Raw genomic sequence first — 18,714 nt, forward strand, 5'->3', positions numbered from 1 at the left:
ACTTTCCGAAGAGTCGCGGTCGCTCAAACTTGAGTTCGCCTCGATAGATGTTTTCTTAACGTATCTACTCGAAATATCTTACTTCACCAAGGATACGATTTTCTCAGCGCCATCCGCCATAGATTCTGCAGCTACGATGTTCAAACCGGACTCATTGAGGATTTTCTTACCCAAATCTACGTTTGTACCTTCGAGACGTACAACGAGAGGTTTGTCCAATTTGATTTGTTTTGCTGCATTCACTACGCCGTTTGCGATAACGTCGCATTTCATGATGCCGCCGAAGATGTTAACGAAAATACCTTTTACTTTTTCGTCACGGAGAATAATCTTAAACGCTTCCGTTACTTTCTCTTCAGTAGCTCCGCCACCAACGTCAAGGAAGTTAGCTGGGTCTCCACCGTAGAATTTCACGATGTCCATTGTTGCCATCGCCAGACCTGCACCGTTTACCATGCAACCGATGTTACCATCAAGTGCAATGTAGGACAGATCGAACTTGGAAGCTTCGATTTCTTTCTCATCTTCTTCATCCAGATCGCGCAGAGCTACGATGTCAGGGTGACGATAGAGAGCGTTGCTGTCGAAGTTCAGTTTCGCATCCAGTGCCATTACTTCTCCGTCGCCAGTTACAACCAGTGGGTTGATCTCAGCGATAGAAGCATCTTTATCAACAAAAGCTTGGTACAAGCTCATCATGAACTTGGCAGCCTTGTTAATCAATTCTTTTGGAATGTTGATTGCGTAAGCCAGGCGACGAGCTTGGAAGCCATTCAGACCTGTTACTGGATCAACTACTTCTTTGAAGATTTTTTCTGGAGTGTTTGCTGCTACTTCCTCGATGTCCATACCGCCCTCTTCAGAAGCCATCATTACAACGCTTCCAGTAGCACGGTCAACTACTACACCAACATAGTATTCTTTCTTGATGTCGCAGCCTTGCTCGATCAGAAGGCGCTTAACTTCTTTACCTTCTGGTCCTGTTTGATGAGTAACCAGTACTTTGCCAAGAATTTCGCTGGCATATGTACGAACTTCATCAAGATTTTTTGCAACCTTTACACCGCCAGCCTTACCACGGCCACCAGCGTGAATTTGCGCTTTTACTACGTTTACTTGGGTGCCCAGTTCTTTCGCTGCTTCAACAGCTTCTTCCACTGTGAAAGCTACGCGTCCTTCAGGAACTTTTACACCGTACTGCTTAAGTATCTCTTTACCTTGATACTCATGAATGTTCATTCTCCATCCTCCTATGGCAGATAAAGATCGGCAGGCTTTTAGACCGGTTCAAAGACGTCTGTCTTTTTCCGGTCATAACCTCCACTATCAGTGCAACGTAACTATTCTACGACAAAAACTGCAAAAGTGGTAGTAATATGTTCTTTTTATCGTGACCAGAAATGCGAAACTTCATGAGGAAATTCCTCATTTTCGTAGAGATTGAAACAATTTCCACTCATTTTCAGCGAGTTCATCGTGAATATACCAAGTTTGATCATACTTAAAATAACGTTGATATAGTTCAATTCTCTGTTCTGTATCATTCACCAAAAAATGTAGTTCGTATTGTTTTGAGCCCTGATCTTTCGGTGGCACATTTAATGGATCTCCATTTTTTAACAATCGGACGGATTGATGGGCAATTCCTTGCTCGATCGTCGTTTGGGTGACATTCAATTCTGAGTCTTGGATGTTCATTTCGCCATTTGCTATGATGCGAATCCGTGTAGATTTAAATAAGTGGTCGATCCTGTCTTCCTTACGATTGCTTGGCGGCATCCATTCCGTTAAGCGCGAAAAGAGGCTACCTTCTACGTGAAAGAAAAACGTTTCTCTTCCAAAGGGAACAGCAATCAGTGTCGGCGTCAAAATAGCCACTTCGACCGGTTTGTCAGCAGAATTTATTCTCATCCGATAGTTTGGGTAGAGTGGATACTGCTTGCTGCGACTGTCCATCTCTGGTATTGCCGATCCCATTACTTTCCTGATGTATTCTGCTTCTGCTTCATTCAACACGCGCGCCTGACCAAGGTCCTCTGCCGCTAAACGCACGCTCTGAATTTTTTGTGAGAGCACTCCTTTGCCAGTTAACTTGTTTATCCACTGATAAAAATAGCTGGCACCCGCTCCACGATACGTATGTCCTCCAAACTCACTTGCCGACTCGCCCACTGTCACGACAAGTGGAGCCTGCTGTGTTCGGTAGAGGACAAGCGTAAAACGTACATCTTCTTGCTTTAAAGGCTCGGATGATATTTGTAAATCTTGTCCCTGACCAGACAGTTCTTGCAAAAACGAGCGCAAGTCCAATAATACTTCCTGTCCATCCGTTGACATCACCGTTACTTTTTCAACCGCACCAAGCTCTGTCTCTATATGATCTTTCATGTCATCAGAAACCTTGCCTGACTGTGCACAGCCAGTGACGAACAAACTACTCACCATCATAACCAGTAGACACGTACGTAAAGACGATATCACGCAGTAACCCTCCTCGTGTATTCCTGTAAGATAACGCTACAGAAGTCCCAATCGACGGCTGATCTCACTGCCAAGCTTTCGTTTCACGTAAATTTCACCAATTTGGTGCGGATCTTTCACGACAACGGAGCGATTGTTCGTACGAATCACCACATACTTTTCACTGTTTTTGTCCAAACCACAAATCAAATCAGATGAGGCTTCTACAAAGATAGATACCACTGTTTTCCCATCTATTTTTTTCAACGAAATTTTTGGGAATGGGGTCACAAACGGTGTCGTCTTATCTTGGATGTATTGCGTAATGGCAAGAATGTATTTGTCCGGGTCTCCGTACTGCTCGATCTCATGGTCAATCCCGCACACTGTCCCCTCATCTGTAATACCTAAAAATAAATTCCCGTTGTTTGAATTCGCAAACGCCACAATAGACTTAATAATTCCCGTCTTCGAATACAGAAAGTCGCGTTTGAATTCAATCATGTCGTTCTCACCAAGTTTTGTTGCTGTTACGGGATCATCGATTCGGCCTAAATAGCGAAAGCGACTGATGGCTCCTAAGCGATAGACGTATTCTTCAAATATATCAGCAGGCAGAGAAAGGTCTTCTATGCTTGCATCTGTGTTTTGCCACAATTTATATGTTTGCGGAGCAAAGCACATGTCAAACAATACATTTCCACCGAGCGAGCGTATGTTCATACCGATGGAAGCAGGCATGATCTTCCCCGGCTGATAAGGGGCGTCTGTTTCCACTTCCAATACTCCTGAATGAATTAAATAATCGAAATAATGACGCGGTAATTGTGCATGATGCTTTAATAACTGACGTTCTGGCTTGGGTCGTCTGATTTCTTGGTAAAAATCAAAACGCACAGATTGTTCTTCCAGTTGGCTTACCATCGCAATCAATGAACAAATATGGCGCATGTTTCCCCTCGTTTTATGTTAGAGTAGGTGTCATTGTTTGGTCATATTTTAACGCAACCTTTTAAGAATTGACTAGTTTTTTCGTTATTTTTGTGATTGATAGTGATGTAAGATTGTTTGCAATTTAAACGAAAGTCCCATTTCTCCGCTAATTTTCAGCTTCCCCGTTACAAAAGCAACGGTGGGATTCAAGCGTCCCTCTACGAGCTTAATAAAATCTTTGTCAGACAACTCCAGCTTGCAGCCTGCTTCCCTTGTCACACCCAGCTTGTAGTCCGCTTGATTATCGGCAAAAACAACCTCGTAGGTGCCCCCTTCTTCTCCACTTAGGACAAAATGATAAACCGCATGTAATCCAGCGATCCCTTGTGGTTGGGCGTTTATTCTATCTGATAAATCCTGAAGGGTTTTTCGTACTTGCATGCTCACTTCTCCTTGCATTCTATGTATCAGAACCGCTTTCGGTAAAAAAAGAAAGCCGGGTGTTTACCGGCTTACTTCACACGGACAGCTGTGCCTGTGGCAATAACCATCATCATACCTTCTCGCAATGTTTCAAAGTCGAGATCAACCCCAATTACTGCGTTTGCACCTAATACCCGTGCTTTTTCTTTCATTTCACGCAAGGCCAATTCACGACCTTCTGAGAGCTTGCTCTCATACGAGCCACTTCTGCCTCCGATGATGTCTGTAATCCCTGCGAGAAAGTCACGGACGACGTTTGCACCCATGATTACCTCTCCACTGACGATATCCAGATACTCCTCCACTTCTTTTCCTTGGATCATGCTGGTAGTCGTTACAATCATGTCATTGCCTCCCATATTGATCTATTCACAATATGTATTACGTATCATAAAATAATCGGTTGCAAAGAAAGATCTGAGCCTGTCCAAAAGTGTATGCGCATTGCTGGCAAACTATACTTTTCCTATCCCACCGTGGAAGTAACGCTTTTGGATAATTTGGCAGCAGAGGAGCCTAAACTTGCTTCAGCGATTAATTCCCGCCAAGATCTGGCGAAGAAGTCTGGTGTTTGATACCCGTTCACATGACCAACAGCTGCAGATACGAAGATATCCAGAACGTTTGTTGGACGTGTAATGAGCGCAATGTATTCCTGAATCTGTTCATCGGAAATCGTAGAGATCAAAACAAACTCGTCCCCTGCATAACGACATAAATAATCCCCCTGTTCTTCAGCCAAAGAAGAGAGGACCGAAGAATAGGTGCGAATGACATCATCCCCGAATGGATGTCCATGCAGCTTATTAATTCGGCCAAAGTCGTTCAAATCGATAAAAAGCAAATGGAAAGGTTTTCGCTCCTTTAAAAAATTTTCCCCAATAAATTGGATGTATGGAGCGCGATACAAACCCGATAATGGGTCTCGATATTCTGCTATTTTCATCTCTACGATTTCTTTTGTGATGAATCCGATCAGTTGATCCTCTTGTTTGACCAAAGCAAGTCCATTTTGTTCTTGATGAAGCGCGTGATAGGCCTCCCAAACATTGTGATTGGCTGACAGATAGAACGGCTGACTATTCATGGCGTCGGCAACGATTCGGTTTGGATGAGCTGACAAAACATCTCTCGTCGTTACCATTCCCAGTACCTCTCCGTGATCCATGACAACTAACGAATCAACTTGAGATTCGTTCATTCGCTCCGCCGCATAAGAGACACTTTTGTCAGAGGTGATGGTACAAATCGTCGTCGTCATGATGTCGGAGATGTTCATAAGAGATCCACCTCTCGTTGAACAGACAATGCTATTTTCAACTCAGATCGCAGAACCATAGAGTCGCTAATCATACGCTCTGCCTCTTCCAGAATGATTTTCATCAACAATTTTTCATCAATCATTTGCAAAAGGGTGTTTCTTAACAAAACCGCTTCAATCTTAGGATGATTCATTTTCAGTAAAGTAAACTGCTCAGGTGAAAGTGCATCCGCCATTCTCCTTACAGCTTCAGGACCAATTGGTGCTTTCCGTCCGATGATCAACAAATCCTGCATCGGAGGGACTTCAAACTCGGATATTTTTAAGGAAAGCGTTGCCTTCCGTGAATATACGTTGTTATCACTAGCCATAAAAATTCCTCCAATTCTGCATTGCCCTCTTATTCGTCCGGCAAACTGCCTGGTTTACCAAACAAGTATCCCTGGCCGATTGCAACGCCCAATAAAGAAGCACAAGCAAAATCCTCTTCTTCTTCAACTCCTTCGAGAATGAGTTGAGGTGCATCTTTGCAAAAATCGACAAACAGCTTTACAGTCTTTTGCTTTTCTAATGAACTCGAAAGCTCTTGCGAAAAAAAGCGATCAATCTTGATGTAATCAGGCGAAATATCTTCAATTTTACTGAATATGTTTGCGCCATCTCCGACATCATCCAAAGCTATTAGGAACCCCAACTTTTTCAATTCAGCTATGCGCCGTGTAAAAATGGGTTCGCTCCAGCATTCTCCTTCCATAATCGATTCGTTGATCTCCAATACGATTTGGTTTAAAAAGGGACGGAAGGAACGAGCGATCTTTTGAATGAAGCCAGGGAATGTGTCTTCTATTATGGTAGAAGGAAAAATATTCACAAATATAAGCTCGTTTTTGTGTTCAATCGACGAATGAAAAAAAGTCAAGAGCGCATAATGCAGGGAATGAGTGTCAAGCTCTGGCAGCATTTTGTTTTCCTTCGCCAAAGAAAACAATGCCTCTGGATGGATCCCCGCTTTACTGCGAAGTAATACCTCATACCCTATCCTACTTTTCTCAGGAAGTTGACATATTGGCTGAAATGCGTGGTAGTACTCTTTTTTCTTAAATAATTCTGCAATGCTCTCCATCAATTTTCCTTTCCCTTTCCTAGCAAGTATGAACACAAAGAAAAAGCTTCTTCTATGCGCGAGATATTCTGCGCCATGGAAGTGCTGGGAAATGTACCTACATGCACGAGCAAAAGAAATTTACTCTCTGGATATTTCTAGCCATAACTACAACTAGGTAATAAAGATTACAAATATCCGCAGACATTTCGACAATATATGTCTTTGTCCCTACTTATTCGCCAGCACCTTGCATATTCCTTTCCAGATCATACTAATTGTTTCAAATTAATTAGGAACATTGTACGTATAATGGCTATTTTCTATCGTTATATTTTCGCTAAATGATAGATGTATCAAGTAATTCCACAACTTGTAACCGAACTGAATCACATGAAATAAATGATAATAAATTTTTTACTGCTTGTTTCCTCGTTAGCAGCTATCAAGCTTTTTTCATATGGTATGGAAAATGGTTATCGACTTCATCCAAAGAAAGGAAGGATGGCCGTGGTCAAGACCTCAACGTATACACTACATGTGCAGGAAGGCCACTTGTTCACAATTACACTAGTGGCAAATCCCTCTACCGGCTATCAGTGGGACTTGTCTAATCCTGTGGATGCTCGCTTTTTAGCGTTGCATGCGAATCATTTTGTTCCACCACCATCGCCAGCTCGCATTGGGCAAGAGGGGCATCAGGTGATGTCCTTTCAGGCTTTGCGGCGAGGAATGACGTCGATTTCTGTGAAGTATTGTCGGCCTTGGGATAGTGGGGATTGCGGAGAGTTTGTGTTTTATGTTGTTGCGATTGTATAGGGTTCTTAGTTAAAAAGTACCTACTGCTACTTACTCGGTCGTGGAAGCGCTTAGTCTGCATGATCTGCATACTGATTCAAACTGCAACATATTGATAATCATCCAGTTGCATATGGTATAATTTGGATGAGGTGAGAAATGTGGGTTTCATAATTTTTACTGCGTTATACCTTAACCCGATTCTGGCTATTTTGTTCTTTGTTAACTTTACATTTATTATGAAGAAAATTGTCAACAATAAGGATTATAGGAGGAATGCAGTCTTTGGATCGTTCTTGCTCGTATGGATCTTTTTTTCTTATGGATTGCTCATTATGGCAAGATAGAATTTTCACTGTTGGGTGAATTCGATATCTGTTCCATTTGCTTCTGGGTGGATGGTTCCTTTCCATTTATGGACCCAGATTCAGATGGAGGCGCAAACAACTTATTACTACAAGAGGCCCAAAGAAATTGTATTCGTTTGGGAGCCTGCGGATCTTGGTAAACCTTTTGTTAGAAAGCCTACATACGATGACGAAAAAGATAAAAAGTGGATGTCACTGACTTGAGATTAATGTAATGATGCGAGGCACTACTCTGTTTTCTTAAGCAATTGTTGAGGATTTCTCCTTTCCACAAATTCGGACACTTTGGAGCTGAGAATATTGTTCAAACGCTATACAAATAAATACGCTCGATGGATTCGGATTCTGGCACTTGTTATTACTATAGTTGGTTTTATCGTCGGGTTATATATTTGGTTCGACGATCTTAACGATAATTTTCTTCATTTTCTAACAAGTGTGTTTTACTCTATCATTCCTTCTATATTCTTGCTTGGATTTGCTGAAGTTATTGAAATCTTGTACCGTATTCATTTACGATTAGAATTCACTGCTGAGGATAAGAGTTTGTTTGATGAAACTAATGAGTCTGAATGAGGTTAACATTCACATCTATTGCGGATAAAAAATGAAAATAATCGTTTCTTCCTCATTGCATCTATGTGCTGTCTATCCACACTAGCAAGGATGTTAAATGTTCATACCTTTGAAGTAGTGGCACTGAGACGTTTACATTTATCTGTTTTTGGTATATCTAGCACGCTTAAAAAAGTACCCCTCGATCCAAGGCTCTGTAGCGAATCGCTTCTGCTACATGTGCAGCATCTACACGGGAAGCGCCATCTAAATCTGCAATCGTTCTCGCCACTTTCACAATTCTATCGTAGGCTCTTGCACTCAAACCTAATGTCTCGAAGGCAAGCTGTAGCATCTCTTGTCCTTCCTTATCCAGCTTAGCAAAATGTCGCAGTTCTTCGCCATTCATCACACTGTTAAAAGGACATCCGGGACGGTAGTGGTATCTTTCGCATTGAACAGCCCTCGCTTGCTCTACTCGTTGTTGAATGTCTTTTGAGGACTCCTCTGCTTTTCTGTTGTGAAGAAGTTGAACTGGCACTCTCGGCACCTCGATGTGCAGATCGATGCGGTCTAGCAGGGGACCTGAGAGCTTTGAGCGGTATTTGTAGATTTGTTGGGGAGAGCATGAGCAGGTTTGCTTCTCTCGAGTACCGAAAAATCCGCAAGGACAAGGCTGAAGATAATACCCTTGGAATATCATTAAAAAAGGAAACACCGTACTCTCCTTTTATGGACATTGAAGATGATAGTCCTGGTGGCCGTCTTAGAGCAGCACGTACAGCAAAACAGATGTACTTGGTTGATCTTGCCGCTGCCACAGGATTGTGTACAAGAACAATTGGATTAGCAGAAGCTAATAAATTGAAAGTATCGCCTCCTAGCCTAAGACGACTTTCCAAAGTGCTTGGTGTCTCAGTTGCTTTTCTCGGTTGCTTTGAGAAACTGCCGGAATCAACTTTAGGGCAACGTATTATTAAAGCGCGTTTGTACTATGGGTACACCAAGAAAGAATTTGCTGCGCTTTTAGGAATAAGTGAGCGCACTCTATACGAATGGGAACACGACCGCAAGATTCCACCCACGACGCCCCTAAATGACCTATCGAAGTATTTGGATATATTAATGAAGGAATAGAATAAAGCGGCCCTACTGAAATTTAAAGGGCCGCTTTATTTTTGCAAGTAAATCTTTTAACCTATCTGAACGAGATAGGTACTAAACGAATAACCTGCTCGGATTTATCTATAAGTGGGTTGTTTGCTGGTATAATCATTCGGCACGTACTATGCATACCCGTTTGCTTGCTGCTTGGCGTCGTATAGATAATTATTAAGCCTTACCTGACATTCTGCTTTTAAATGATTTACATTATAAACGCATTCTTCCTGTCGGCCACGCACAGTCACAAGAACAAAGTATAATAGGCCATCAGTCGTTTTCTGAACGTGGATTTTTCCGCCCAGTTCCCCAAACTGGCTACGATATTCGTGATGCTTCCTCTCTGCCCACATTGAAATGGTATCCAACACCGGACGATATGACATTTTTAGTTGATCTTGATTTAGCTTTTGTGCATCTAGCGCTAGTGCCTTAAACAGCAAGCCATACAGGATCGATTCATGTAGGATTTCTCGCCATTGGTCAGGTTGAATCATTGTCTATTACACCCGCTCAACTTGAAGTAAATTATCGATAGGAATCCACCAGCAGCCATCGTCCCGTATAAGTTTGATTTTCCGTTCATCACGGTCGATGTTCTTGACTACTCCCCATTCCCTACGAACACATTCCTCATACCAACTGACGGCAATCGCAAAATCTTTGCGTACTGAGTCATAGATGATGACATACAGTTCAGCCTTCAACTCTGCCTCAATCGGTGCCAACGAACCCACCACAGGCTCATAGTGATGTTCATAGAGCAAACTCATTTGCCTTCTCCTCCACCAGTCCAGCCTCTATCAAATCACGGAGAATGTCAGGAGCACATCCAGGACTTGCTCCGATACGGATTTTTCTTATCATGACGAGATGACTGTTGGTTAAAACCGGAACGGCTTGGAGTTGTCCATCAATCACTGCTTTGAGTGTCTCCACGTTAATCACCCTTTTACGAACATTTGTTCCTATTTTATGCTGGATAATAAAAAAAGAAAAGCCCCACTTTTTAGTGGAGCAATAGCTGTTTCAATTTATCTACAGTTGGAATGTCTGCTGGTGCCCAATTTAATTGATCTAGATCTAATGCAGAAACCCATGCAATCTTTTCATGTTCAAGGGCTTTAGGGCCCCCACTCAATACTGTCGATAAAAAAGTTCTTAGGTGGACAGTAACGGTATCATACTCATAAACCGTATCTTCGATCATTTCACCTACTTTTATTTCACATGATAACTCTTCTTTGATTTCTCTGTACAACGCTTTTTTTGGATCTTCACCTTGCTCTATCTTTCCCCCTGGAAACTCCCAGAAACCGGATAGATTCATATTTTTAGACCGCAGTGCGCATAATACTTGTTTGCTTTCATTCACTATTACAGCCCCTACAACTTCAATGCGTTTCATAACTGATTTCCTCCAAAGCCTTTTTCTTAAGCTTTTCTACATCATTGACTAGATCTAGGATATGCATCTTCTTATGACAATTGGGACAAAGAGCAACTGTATTACCTGTGCTATCTTCCCCGCCTCTTGCTAGCCATTCAACATGATGTGTTTCAAGATAAGGTTCTCCGTGTTTATTATGAAAGGGTGCAGGGTTTTCACATAGTTGACAGATACCCTCGGCTCGTCTCTTTGCAAACTCAGCAACATATGGATCTCGATCGTATGTAGTTACATTACCATTTCTCTTCGAAGATGTCTTTCTCGCATTTTTCGCTCTTTTCTCGAGATCATTAAAAGACATACGCCGAGCTTTTTTTTCATGAACTTCATGGGCAAATCTAATAGTATCCTCAGATGGCTTAAAATTTTTGCCCGTACCAATCAATGTCACGGGAAAAACCCATACTTTGCGAATCTTTCCGTCATCATCTGGTTGATTCTCTTGATAAGGATCACCTGCTAACTGAACCCGTCCTCGAAAGGTGTACTCTTTATCTTTAAACACTTCGAATAGGTAAACTTCAACCCCATTATTATTCGACTCATTTAGGGTTTTATTTTGTGTATGTGTTATGCTTTGATCTCCGCGCCTGCCCGTTCCCGTATAGTGCAGTACGTCATTTATCCATCGATCATCATAGAGGGATTCAACGTGATTAGAGACTATAATTAATGAGTTCGTCTTTAGTGCTCTTCTCATTCCACCTTGTGTAGAGCATTTAAATATTTCACTTAATACGTCATTATTTATTACGTCTCCAGGATTTAGTCGGTGCCAATTTGTCATATTTGTTCCACCTCAAGGCTACAATTGGTTTTCATTGAAATCGCATTTCCAATTCAACATGTATGTTTCGAATTATTCCAACCAAAATTACACATTTATGAAAATTGTAGCATCTCACATAAAAATTAAAAACCCTCCCTGGATTTCTTCAAAGGAGGGCCTATACATGAGTAATATCCAAAGCAAACAATAAGCTGAGTCGTTTAAGTATATAAAGCCATTATAGTTTGATTTTCCCGGTTTCCTTCAGTAATTTAACTAAAAGAACAAGGGAATAAGTAATTATTAGCATCGAACTGCCCAATCCCGCTAGGCTGCTATAAATTAGCTCGTCTACTCTTGTTTCCATTCCTAATGAAGATTCTAAACTAGTTGACCACCAACCAGCTATAATGATTTGAACAAAAGTATTGATGATCAGTATTGAGATTTTTCGTTGTAAAGATAAGAAAACTATAAATAGTGAAAACAATACGCCAGAATACTGTATAAACCTAATAAACTCCCCTTCATCAAGTACTACCGGAATATCTGCGCCCATAAGCAAATCAAGAAAAAGTTGAATACTACTGCCAATTAATAGCACAATGAATAGTAACCAATTAAGAAAAGCTGGCATAGTTTCCCTCCTTTATAGCTGTAACTCTTTCGTTCTACAAATAAAAATAGAAAAGAGAGTCCGCTTTAAACATGTTTCTTCTATCATTAATTTACTAGATCTATCGCCTCTTTTACTGCATCTTGAACCCAATTAGGTAGGTCAGCCATTTCATCCCATAATTCTCTATTTTCATCTTTGCCCTTTTCCCCCATGTCAATTGTTTTTGTACGTTTAATGATTGAATCTAATCCTTCAGAGATTAAATCTGGAATTAAAAAATCAACTTTCTTAAGTGCTTTTGCTATTTCTCCTGGATAGATATGACCGATTATTTCCCAAGTTAGAGAGTCAGATGAAATATCCAATCGCTTACCGTATTCCATCCTATAATCACTTTTAATTTGATCTGCGATTTTCTCAGCATTATTTATATCTTCACTAAGAGCATTTCTAAGGTCCTTATCATTATCTAAATGGATCACGCGTTTTTCCATCGTCCATGTAATTAAATTATCGCCTATCTTAAGTGTTCCAGGTTCACGTTTACTTGAACGAGCTGCAAAAAGTTGTTGTGCCTCAGAAGATATTTGAACTGTGTCAGCGTCAGTTTCATTGTTTTTTAAACCTTGGGTTACTGTTTCTTTAGGTTGAGCCACGGCAGCATTTTTAGCTGTATACATTTCTTGAATGTTTTTTGATGAAAGGCCACTTTGAGACACACTAATAGACATTAATTTACTACCCCTTCACAATGTATATTTTTAATCCCGTTATTTACACTTTAAAGATTATATGGGATTTATTTCTAATTTTACAACCATTTCATTTATATGTAAATTATTTTTTCTGATTAATAATACTTACTTAGACAACTTCAATATTGGTTAAAATGTTTAAAACATATGTATGCAAAGTAGATCCTCTAGTAAATTGCTTGTAGAGAGGGTTTGTCCAATATTTAGCTTGATATAACTTCAGCAAATGTTCAAAGAGTCGTATGGTAAGCTTCTCTCACCTTATCGCCAGCACTTGCTAGCCATAAAGACGCTTAGAACGCTTCGCCTTATACGTCTTTTATTCAGTTTTGTCTTGTATTTTCCATGTAAGTTCGCGCACATAGCGATACCAGCCATTACCATGTCTGTTTTCCACCAACCTATCCAAATCCATTTCGTACCCTCCATGAGTCGTTCCACGAGCTGTCGTCACACTATCTAGGGCTAAATTTGATCTCCATTGCCTCACCTTTACACGAGCGTTTATTCCTGTCTTATACGGGTGACGAAAAAAGAAAAACCTCGCAAAAAAGCCCTCCCCCGTTTATCCGGAAGGAGGGCTGTTGCATTTAGAACGCTGCTAGAAGTATTTCAAGAGCCTGTTGAATCGCTTGGGTTTGTTCGTCTGTCAGTAACCCGTACCCTGCTCCTACAATTGCAAGAGCTCCCCCTACTATCATCAAAACTCCCTGTTTCTTTTTGTTTGCCTTATCCAAAGCACTCATCCTCTCAATATTACTGTATTTGTACTACCATCCCACTCAATCTGTAGACAAAGTGCAGCAGCCAACTCACGAGCAGGAGCATATGCCGATCCCGAAATGAGCTTTTCGTTTAGGTCATTACCGTTAACACGAACATCCTTCGTTTGTTCAATCCACTCCACTTTTCCACTAGCAGCATTGGCAACCGCACGTACTGGCAGCATAGAAACGCCTTCCTGCAAAAAGCCCGTTACCGCGAGCAATGTCTCGTTCAACTTAATTGCAACCGGGATTTGCTTTGGCTTATCCACTTTACCCACAGCTTTTTGCAAGAATTGTGAGTAATTTATTCGGAATGTGCCCATCGGTAATGCAGGACAGTTTTTCCACGCGTAGCCGGGGTACTCCTGGTGACCAAACACCTGCTTCATCGATGGAATCTGTACCTGCAAGTGCTGGATCAGGCGATTGGCGGCATCAAGTTGCTCAGGCGTCGGTTTCTGTGTCCGGAAGTCCCCGACAAGGCATATGCCTAACGCATGACGGTTGCTGTTACCGACATGGTAGGAGATTGCCTCTGGATCGTTACACCAATAAATCACCCCATCTTTTTGAATCACAAAATGATAGGCAATGCCCGGCCACCCATTAGTGCCTACATGATATCGTGCGAATGCCTCTGGCGATCCGCTCAACGTAGCAGAATGGTGAATGGCTGCCGATCGGATGTCAGTCAGCTTACGCCGTCCATACCTTAGTGTTTTGTGGCGTGGTAAAGAGGCACGTACGTCCATCACGCGCGCGCCTGATATTGTCATATTCATAATTATTTGTACTCCTTTCTCGCAGCTCGTTCAGCCTTGGCTTTGATCTCTGATCCCACCAATTTTTCAACCGACCTTGGCATAGGCCAGCCTGCGCGATGTGCATTGGCTGTCAGGCTTGTCCAAGTGTGGTAGATAAGACCGAATGTGACGCCATAGAACAAAAACCCAGGGGTGCCCATAACACGATCTAAGAGATTCGCTAAGGCTGGTAGAGCAAAGAGGAACATTGTACGTGGGATTCTGGACAACCCATAATCAGATGAGTAGGATTGATCTTTTTTTGCTGCGGAAATGCCTGTGATCCAATCCAAGACAATCATGAAAAAGAGCACAATCAGGATGTCTTGGCGGTTCGTTCCATATAGATAATGAAAAACGGGCGACACGATTGCACCCGCTGTTGTCGCCCAAGCGTTTGCTGGGGTTGCTACGTTTTCTAGGCTTTGAAGAAATTTCATCAGCTCATCTTCTCCTCACCCCCACGGGGCAAAAATTAAAGGAGCCGCGTTAGCAGCTCCCCTATGAAATCCTTATTTTGTTGAACCTTCTTGTTCAAGTTTCTCGATTCGTTTCTCTAGTTCGCTCATTTTTTTCTTGAACCATGTTCGTATGAGAAGATAAGTGACTACACTCACTGGCAGCCATACGAAAATGATTAACCAAAGAAAACTTCCCCAGTCCCATGTGAATCCAATATCACCATTCATGTAATGTCCTCCCCTGATTCATTCTTAAAAGATAAGACGCTCTGGGTTCCGGGAAAGTCTCAAAGGAGAAGGAGCAGCTCCCCATAAAAAAACACCTTCGCTCTTTTGAGAGAAGGCGTTAAGTTGTTTGTACAGTAGCTAAGTGTTCAGCTACAGGTAATCGGTAGGGTTCCGGAATTACTTTTTCTGCTTCCATCCCAGTCGGTTCTAGTGACCAGCCGCATTTTACTAAGTAGGCATAAACCGGAATCATATATTTTACCACCATCATTTATCACCCCCTTTTAATGTTTGGACTTCTTTTTGCAACACCTCGACAGTCTCATGTAATGCAGCTATCGCTTCATAAGCCGATTGGAGCTCTATATTTACCTTTGCTTGCTCACTTGTACGTAGCTGAGCCAAATCGGTTTGTTTTAAGTGTCTGCCCATGGCTTCGCACCTTCCTATTCGTAACTGATCCCGAAACCGTCAATTTCTATCGGACCTAGCCGTTCTTTTGCATCTACCGTAATCTTTAGAGCCAAGCCCCAGTCAGGTGCGGTTTTAATCAGGTTCTTGTATCTGAAATAGTCCCCCGACAAAAAGACGTCCGTTACATCCTCCCAGGTCGGGGTTGCGTCGTTCGCATTATTTGAAGATTGGACAGTTAAGACGGCTGGAGCCTTTGTGTCCAGGATTTCGAAGAAGTCTAGGGCGCAGCTCATCCCTAGTGCTGCGGAGTCTGCTTTTTCATTTCGATTGACGATTTTAATTTTGTGCGGCCCATAGGGTAATGTAGTGTTTTCATAAACGACTTGCTGCTTTGTATTGCCTACGTACCCTTCAGGTACATACTGACTTACGGTTTTAACCAGCACATTGTCTATATAAACGTCTACCAGCCCGTACCAAGGGCTTAACCAACTGCCAAAGCGAATGCCTGTACCGATAAATGACAGCTCGGCCCAGGCTCCGGTTACCCCCGCTACATATGCAATTGTTCCCTGGCTGCTTCCAGCGTCTACATAGTTAATGTTGTTCCAGGCAAGCCCGCCGCTGCTGTACGTAATTCTTGAATCGGTGTTTTCTATCCGTTTTACTGCTGGTACGTGAATAGGTAGCGTCGCAAATTTTGAAAAAACGCTTCGATCTACAGGGGCCGTCGTTTTGATTGGCTTTGTTTGTAGTGCCAGTGTTGTTCCGCAGCGTATCCGTGTTTTACGTTGGATGGTCTGGGTATTATCGACATACGGGTACATGACCGCCAGCATATCCCCGCTATACCGAGGGTCGGTTCCAGACTGAATAAGATCGTATTCGGCCTTCGTGATTTCGTAGACGCGCGCCTGGTCGAAGTACCCGTACTGGCCTACTGCGTCACCGTATACTACCAGGTCTAGGTTCGTATTTACGCCAGCTTTCGGGGCCAGTAGCAAGGTAAGCAGCTTAAACTCCGACGTTCCCGTATAGTACGGCGTCATGCCGACGCCTGTTACGTTCAAGGCTACACCGCTGCTGGCGTTTCCGTTCTTCGCCATAGCCAGGGCGATATAATACTTACCTGCTTGCCAGTTCATCCCGTTTTTATAGGTTGAACCGAATCCTACAGCAGTCGTGGTTACTTTCATGCCGTTACTGCCTTCCACCTTATTCGTGGTGTCCAGGGCATGCGTCGTTTGATAGTCATACCATAGGCTGGCATCCTCCATCTTACCCGCTACCCCCAGCAGGTTTTGCAAGGTCTGTACGTCTGTCCATTCGGAATACGTACCCGTAGCGCCGTCGATTGCTGCCATACGCCAGTAGTACGTCGTTCCTTCTACCAGGTCAACTTGTGGCGTGTAGCGTACCTTCGTATAATCTTTCAAGCCTTGTATTTTTACTGATATGTCGTCTACATACCCCGTAAGGTCTGCCGTTTCATCAGTAAACGCACGAATTTGTACTAGAGTAGTTTTAGCTGGAATTGTTATGGTTTCAGTAAATTTTAGCCAACCACTTATTGGAGCGTCGTACCACATAGTGCTCGTATCTAATCCCGTATCGGTAATAATATCTATCTGCAATATTCCCTTATTGTGTTGCGTTATTTTCATATAGCCTTCTACAACAATAACATCACCGGGTTTCCAACCTTTCAGGTCTTGGTAAAAACCTATTGCTTTGGACGTTTTGCTTACCAATTTTAGAGCGCTGTTCCCTTTGCGTTTTACCTCTGTGTCTGTTCCCGCGAACTCCCCATCAGTAAGGCTGCTGTGCATTGGCTTCCAATAGGTACCCGCAGGGCTTTCAAATCCCCCATCTTTAACCAACTGAGCAGGCCGTACCTTGCCTGTCGTAATACCTTGCCACTCCCAACCTTTACCGTCGAATACCTCCCAGCCCGTAGCGTCTACATTGCTACTGTATGTCTGTAAGTCTTGGGTAAACGCGCTGTTAGTCGCCAACTGCAAAGTGAAAGCCTGTGCATCGTACTCAATGTCCTCATTTATAGTTGCCTCAAATACAGGCCGCTTCGTTACCCGTAGCGTGTCAGGGATATGGACGGGTATTGGCTTCCCTGGAATGTTATTGGTGATAAATCCCCCCCCATCCCCGTAAATAGAAATATAGCCCGAATCAGTTGCGATAGACGTTGCAACCGCAGCCCCCGGAGCTGACCAGCGATAAACGCTACCATCTACCAATAGTGCATAGCTTTGTCCGTCTACTACGTCTACCAATGACTTAACCGATGAAGGGAAGCCCGTTACCTGTGCAAATGACGGATTATCTACAGCGACGGCTGACCATACTGTACCATCATGTTTCAAATAGTTAAGTCGTCCTGTACTTCCACCCGACATAGACATTTCTTTTACATTCGTGCCGATTTGTACAACACTGGATGAATATACGTAATATAACGTACCGTCACTTGCCAATGCCATTGTACCTCTTTGCCCGATACGTACCGCAACATAGCTTTTGTTTGTCGGGAAAACTGTGTTATTTAACGTACCGTCGGCTTTAACATAAACGAATTCGCTGTTAATCCCGTCCCACATCGCTTGAGCCGTTCCCAGGATGGTAGGCATAGTGTTTGAACTGGTGTACCGTTCCAGCGTTCTGTTTTTATACAGAACATGAAGGTACGGCCCGCCTGTATCGACTTTTGCTACTCCTGTCTTAAACTTCTGCCAGCTTCCCGTAAAGCCGTACGCACTTCTGAAATTTATAGCGTCTTGATTCGTCATGCCCGTATTCGACTTAATGTATAAATCGCCATTTGCCAAAACAACGCCATACAAACTAGAAGACGAAGAATAAAGACCGACGGCTACGTGAACAATGTCGTCTGGAAACGTGTGGGCATCTATCGTAGTCGTACGCTTACCTGTTTTAATAAAGGGAATGTTTTCTATTCCCGTTGGATAGCCCATGTATTCATCATCCTTTCTACGCTAGGTACACTTTCTTATTCGTGCTGTCATGCTTCGTAGCCCCGTTCAATAGGTTGACATCTTCTAAATCTATAAATGATTCAATATAAATATTGCTTGTCAATCCGTTTAAAACTGCCCCTTTTACCGTCTCCAACTCAAGAGCCATTTCCAAAATGTTTTTTTCATTGATATCTGCCCTCCTATGCAGATGAGCTATCTCTGACTTTGCTACAGTTTCCAATTGCTCTATTTTTGAATCTATCTGATCAAAGTTTTCGTTGATTTTTTTGGCCCCTGTCAAAAGACTGTCAGGGGCGCTTGGATCGATAGATAT

At 42.6% G+C, this 18,714-nt stretch carries 26 protein-coding genes and 1 pseudogene; 3 read left to right on the forward strand and 24 right to left on the reverse strand.

The window, feature by feature from the left end:
- Positions 1-78 precede the first annotated feature (78 nt).
- The 8 genes from sucC to ASG16_RS30475 form a co-directional block, all read right to left on the reverse strand.
- On the reverse strand, positions 79-1,239 hold the full coding sequence (gene sucC, locus ASG16_RS30440; protein WP_016743310.1) for an ADP-forming succinate--CoA ligase subunit beta: 1,161 nt from the start codon (positions 1,237-1,239) through the stop codon (positions 79-81).
- A 186-nt stretch (positions 1,240-1,425) separates the two neighbouring features.
- A complete protein-coding gene (locus ASG16_RS30445; RefSeq protein ID WP_056488436.1) occupies positions 1,426-2,481 on the reverse strand; it encodes a hypothetical protein in 1,056 nt (351 codons plus the stop codon).
- Between the two features lie 36 nt (positions 2,482-2,517).
- Positions 2,518-3,411, reverse strand: a complete 894-nt coding sequence (locus tag ASG16_RS30450; RefSeq protein ID WP_048033467.1) for an AlbA family DNA-binding domain-containing protein — start codon at positions 3,409-3,411, stop codon at positions 2,518-2,520.
- 84 nt (positions 3,412-3,495) lie between these two features.
- Positions 3,496-3,834, reverse strand: coding sequence for an SCP2 sterol-binding domain-containing protein (locus tag ASG16_RS30455; protein WP_056488439.1), 339 nt, complete (start codon positions 3,832-3,834; stop codon positions 3,496-3,498).
- A 71-nt stretch (positions 3,835-3,905) separates the two neighbouring features.
- The gene (locus ASG16_RS30460; protein ID WP_048033469.1) at positions 3,906-4,220 is read right to left on the reverse strand and encodes a YbjQ family protein; all 315 of its coding nucleotides are present in this window, start codon (positions 4,218-4,220) and stop codon (positions 3,906-3,908) included.
- Positions 4,221-4,342: 122 nt separating this feature from the next.
- Positions 4,343-5,155 (reverse strand): CBS domain-containing protein, encoded by an 813-nt coding sequence (locus tag ASG16_RS30465; RefSeq protein ID WP_056488442.1) that lies wholly within the window; start codon positions 5,153-5,155, stop codon positions 4,343-4,345.
- Positions 5,152-5,508 carry a hypothetical protein gene (locus tag ASG16_RS30470; RefSeq protein WP_017249346.1) on the reverse strand — a complete coding sequence of 119 codons (357 nt, stop codon included), beginning with the start codon at positions 5,506-5,508 and terminating at the stop codon, positions 5,152-5,154. The genes ASG16_RS30465 and ASG16_RS30470 overlap by 4 nt, the downstream gene beginning before the upstream one ends.
- A gap of 29 nt (positions 5,509-5,537) precedes the next feature.
- Positions 5,538-6,260 (reverse strand): EAL domain-containing protein, encoded by a 723-nt coding sequence (locus tag ASG16_RS30475; RefSeq protein ID WP_056488443.1) that lies wholly within the window; start codon positions 6,258-6,260, stop codon positions 5,538-5,540.
- A gap of 483 nt (positions 6,261-6,743) precedes the next feature.
- Between ASG16_RS30475 and ASG16_RS30480 the strand changes: the two genes are divergently transcribed.
- Both ASG16_RS30480 and ASG16_RS31730 read left to right on the forward strand, forming a co-directional pair.
- Positions 6,744-7,058 (forward strand): protease inhibitor I42 family protein, encoded by a 315-nt coding sequence (locus ASG16_RS30480; protein ID WP_241970858.1) that lies wholly within the window; start codon positions 6,744-6,746, stop codon positions 7,056-7,058.
- A 283-nt stretch (positions 7,059-7,341) separates the two neighbouring features.
- Entirely contained in the window at positions 7,342-7,545 is a 204-nt protein-coding gene (locus tag ASG16_RS31730) for a CPCC family cysteine-rich protein (RefSeq protein ID WP_370444424.1), read from the forward strand.
- A 602-nt stretch (positions 7,546-8,147) separates the two neighbouring features.
- Here the strand turns inward: ASG16_RS31730 and ASG16_RS30500 are convergent.
- A complete protein-coding gene (locus ASG16_RS30500; protein ID WP_056488453.1) occupies positions 8,148-8,501 on the reverse strand; it encodes a magnesium chelatase subunit ChlI family protein in 354 nt (117 codons plus the stop codon).
- 86 nt (positions 8,502-8,587) lie between these two features.
- Between ASG16_RS30500 and ASG16_RS31460 the strand changes: the two genes are divergently transcribed.
- The gene (locus ASG16_RS31460; protein WP_241970859.1) at positions 8,588-9,097 is read left to right on the forward strand and encodes a helix-turn-helix domain-containing protein; all 510 of its coding nucleotides are present in this window, start codon (positions 8,588-8,590) and stop codon (positions 9,095-9,097) included.
- Positions 9,098-9,246: 149 nt separating this feature from the next.
- Here the strand turns inward: ASG16_RS31460 and ASG16_RS30510 are convergent, their stop codons facing one another.
- The 15 genes and pseudogenes from ASG16_RS30510 to ASG16_RS30785 all read right to left on the reverse strand — a co-directional run.
- A complete protein-coding gene (locus ASG16_RS30510) occupies positions 9,247-9,618 on the reverse strand; it encodes a YhjD family protein (protein WP_056488456.1) in 372 nt (123 codons plus the stop codon).
- 6 nt (positions 9,619-9,624) lie between these two features.
- On the reverse strand, positions 9,625-9,894 hold the full coding sequence (locus ASG16_RS30515) for a hypothetical protein (protein WP_056488458.1): 270 nt from the start codon (positions 9,892-9,894) through the stop codon (positions 9,625-9,627).
- Positions 9,878-10,060, reverse strand: a complete 183-nt coding sequence (locus tag ASG16_RS30520; RefSeq protein ID WP_056488461.1) for a hypothetical protein — start codon at positions 10,058-10,060, stop codon at positions 9,878-9,880. Before ASG16_RS30520 ends, ASG16_RS30515 begins: the two co-directional genes overlap by 17 nt.
- A 70-nt stretch (positions 10,061-10,130) precedes the next feature.
- Positions 10,131-10,529, reverse strand: coding sequence for a (deoxy)nucleoside triphosphate pyrophosphohydrolase (locus ASG16_RS30525; protein ID WP_056488464.1), 399 nt, complete (start codon positions 10,527-10,529; stop codon positions 10,131-10,133).
- Complete coding sequence (locus ASG16_RS30530) at positions 10,516-11,358, reverse strand: HNH endonuclease (RefSeq protein WP_056488466.1); 843 nt, start codon at positions 11,356-11,358, stop codon at positions 10,516-10,518. Before ASG16_RS30530 ends, ASG16_RS30525 begins: the two co-directional genes overlap by 14 nt.
- A gap of 220 nt (positions 11,359-11,578) precedes the next feature.
- Positions 11,579-11,977 (reverse strand): hypothetical protein, encoded by a 399-nt coding sequence (locus tag ASG16_RS30535; RefSeq protein WP_056488469.1) that lies wholly within the window; start codon positions 11,975-11,977, stop codon positions 11,579-11,581.
- A gap of 86 nt (positions 11,978-12,063) precedes the next feature.
- Complete coding sequence (locus ASG16_RS30540; RefSeq protein WP_056488471.1) at positions 12,064-12,690, reverse strand: hypothetical protein; 627 nt, start codon at positions 12,688-12,690, stop codon at positions 12,064-12,066.
- 614 nt (positions 12,691-13,304) lie between these two features.
- Entirely contained in the window at positions 13,305-13,451 is a 147-nt protein-coding gene (locus ASG16_RS30775) for a hypothetical protein (protein WP_157966794.1), read from the reverse strand.
- Positions 13,452-13,456: 5 nt separating this feature from the next.
- Positions 13,457-14,263: an N-acetylmuramoyl-L-alanine amidase gene (locus ASG16_RS30545; RefSeq protein ID WP_056488473.1), complete on the reverse strand. Its 807-nt coding sequence runs from the start codon at positions 14,261-14,263 to the stop codon at positions 13,457-13,459.
- Positions 14,264-14,265: 2 nt separating this feature from the next.
- Entirely contained in the window at positions 14,266-14,724 is a 459-nt protein-coding gene (locus ASG16_RS30550; RefSeq protein WP_056488476.1) for a phage holin family protein, read from the reverse strand.
- Between the two features lie 72 nt (positions 14,725-14,796).
- Positions 14,797-14,973 carry a hypothetical protein gene (locus ASG16_RS31120; RefSeq protein ID WP_164724554.1) on the reverse strand — a complete coding sequence of 59 codons (177 nt, stop codon included), beginning with the start codon at positions 14,971-14,973 and terminating at the stop codon, positions 14,797-14,799.
- A 118-nt stretch (positions 14,974-15,091) separates the two neighbouring features.
- Positions 15,092-15,244 (reverse strand): CD1375 family protein, encoded by a 153-nt coding sequence (locus tag ASG16_RS31125; RefSeq protein ID WP_167403236.1) that lies wholly within the window; start codon positions 15,242-15,244, stop codon positions 15,092-15,094.
- Positions 15,241-15,405, reverse strand: a complete 165-nt coding sequence (locus ASG16_RS30780) for a hypothetical protein (protein ID WP_157966795.1) — start codon at positions 15,403-15,405, stop codon at positions 15,241-15,243. Before ASG16_RS30780 ends, ASG16_RS31125 begins: the two co-directional genes overlap by 4 nt.
- Positions 15,406-15,419: 14 nt before the next feature.
- Entirely contained in the window at positions 15,420-18,377 is a 2,958-nt protein-coding gene (locus tag ASG16_RS30555; protein WP_056488478.1) for an RCC1 domain-containing protein, read from the reverse strand.
- A 16-nt stretch (positions 18,378-18,393) separates the two neighbouring features.
- Positions 18,394-18,714, reverse strand: a pseudogene (locus ASG16_RS30785) (hypothetical protein); the annotation flags it as partial.

Origin of the sequence: Brevibacillus sp. Leaf182 (genome assembly GCF_001423865.2) — a bacterium.
GTDB classification, from domain to species: Bacteria; Bacillota; Bacilli; order Brevibacillales; family Brevibacillaceae; genus Brevibacillus; species Brevibacillus brevis_C.

Coding starts and splice junctions, on each gene's coding strand:
- sucC (WP_016743310.1), bottom strand. CDS start 1,239: ATGAACATTCATGAGTATCAAGGTAAAGAGATACTTAAGCAGTACGGT.
- ASG16_RS30450 (WP_048033467.1), bottom strand. CDS start 3,411: ATGCGCCATATTTGTTCATTGATTGCGATGGTAAGCCAACTGGAAGAA.
- ASG16_RS30455 (WP_056488439.1), bottom strand. CDS start 3,834: ATGCAAGTACGAAAAACCCTTCAGGATTTATCAGATAGAATAAACGCC.
- ASG16_RS30460 (WP_048033469.1), bottom strand. CDS start 4,220: ATGATTGTAACGACTACCAGCATGATCCAAGGAAAAGAAGTGGAGGAG.
- ASG16_RS30465 (WP_056488442.1), bottom strand. CDS start 5,155: ATGAACATCTCCGACATCATGACGACGACGATTTGTACCATCACCTCT.
- ASG16_RS30470 (WP_017249346.1), bottom strand. CDS start 5,508: ATGGCTAGTGATAACAACGTATATTCACGGAAGGCAACGCTTTCCTTA.
- ASG16_RS30475 (WP_056488443.1), bottom strand. CDS start 6,260: ATGGAGAGCATTGCAGAATTATTTAAGAAAAAAGAGTACTACCACGCA.
- ASG16_RS30480 (WP_241970858.1), top strand. CDS start 6,744: ATGGCCGTGGTCAAGACCTCAACGTATACACTACATGTGCAGGAAGGC.
- ASG16_RS31730 (WP_370444424.1), top strand. CDS start 7,342: ATGGATCTTTTTTTCTTATGGATTGCTCATTATGGCAAGATAGAATTT.
- ASG16_RS31460 (WP_241970859.1), top strand. CDS start 8,588: ATGAGCAGGTTTGCTTCTCTCGAGTACCGAAAAATCCGCAAGGACAAG.
- ASG16_RS30510 (WP_056488456.1), bottom strand. CDS start 9,618: ATGATTCAACCTGACCAATGGCGAGAAATCCTACATGAATCGATCCTG.
- ASG16_RS30515 (WP_056488458.1), bottom strand. CDS start 9,894: ATGAGTTTGCTCTATGAACATCACTATGAGCCTGTGGTGGGTTCGTTG.
- ASG16_RS30525 (WP_056488464.1), bottom strand. CDS start 10,529: ATGAAACGCATTGAAGTTGTAGGGGCTGTAATAGTGAATGAAAGCAAA.
- ASG16_RS30530 (WP_056488466.1), bottom strand. CDS start 11,358: ATGACAAATTGGCACCGACTAAATCCTGGAGACGTAATAAATAATGAC.
- ASG16_RS30535 (WP_056488469.1), bottom strand. CDS start 11,977: ATGCCAGCTTTTCTTAATTGGTTACTATTCATTGTGCTATTAATTGGC.
- ASG16_RS30540 (WP_056488471.1), bottom strand. CDS start 12,690: ATGTCTATTAGTGTGTCTCAAAGTGGCCTTTCATCAAAAAACATTCAA.
- ASG16_RS30545 (WP_056488473.1), bottom strand. CDS start 14,263: ATGAATATGACAATATCAGGCGCGCGCGTGATGGACGTACGTGCCTCT.
- ASG16_RS30550 (WP_056488476.1), bottom strand. CDS start 14,724: ATGAAATTTCTTCAAAGCCTAGAAAACGTAGCAACCCCAGCAAACGCT.
- ASG16_RS31120 (WP_164724554.1), bottom strand. CDS start 14,973: ATGAATGGTGATATTGGATTCACATGGGACTGGGGAAGTTTTCTTTGG.
- ASG16_RS31125 (WP_167403236.1), bottom strand. CDS start 15,244: ATGATGGTGGTAAAATATATGATTCCGGTTTATGCCTACTTAGTAAAA.
- ASG16_RS30780 (WP_157966795.1), bottom strand. CDS start 15,405: ATGGGCAGACACTTAAAACAAACCGATTTGGCTCAGCTACGTACAAGT.
- ASG16_RS30555 (WP_056488478.1), bottom strand. CDS start 18,377: ATGGGCTATCCAACGGGAATAGAAAACATTCCCTTTATTAAAACAGGT.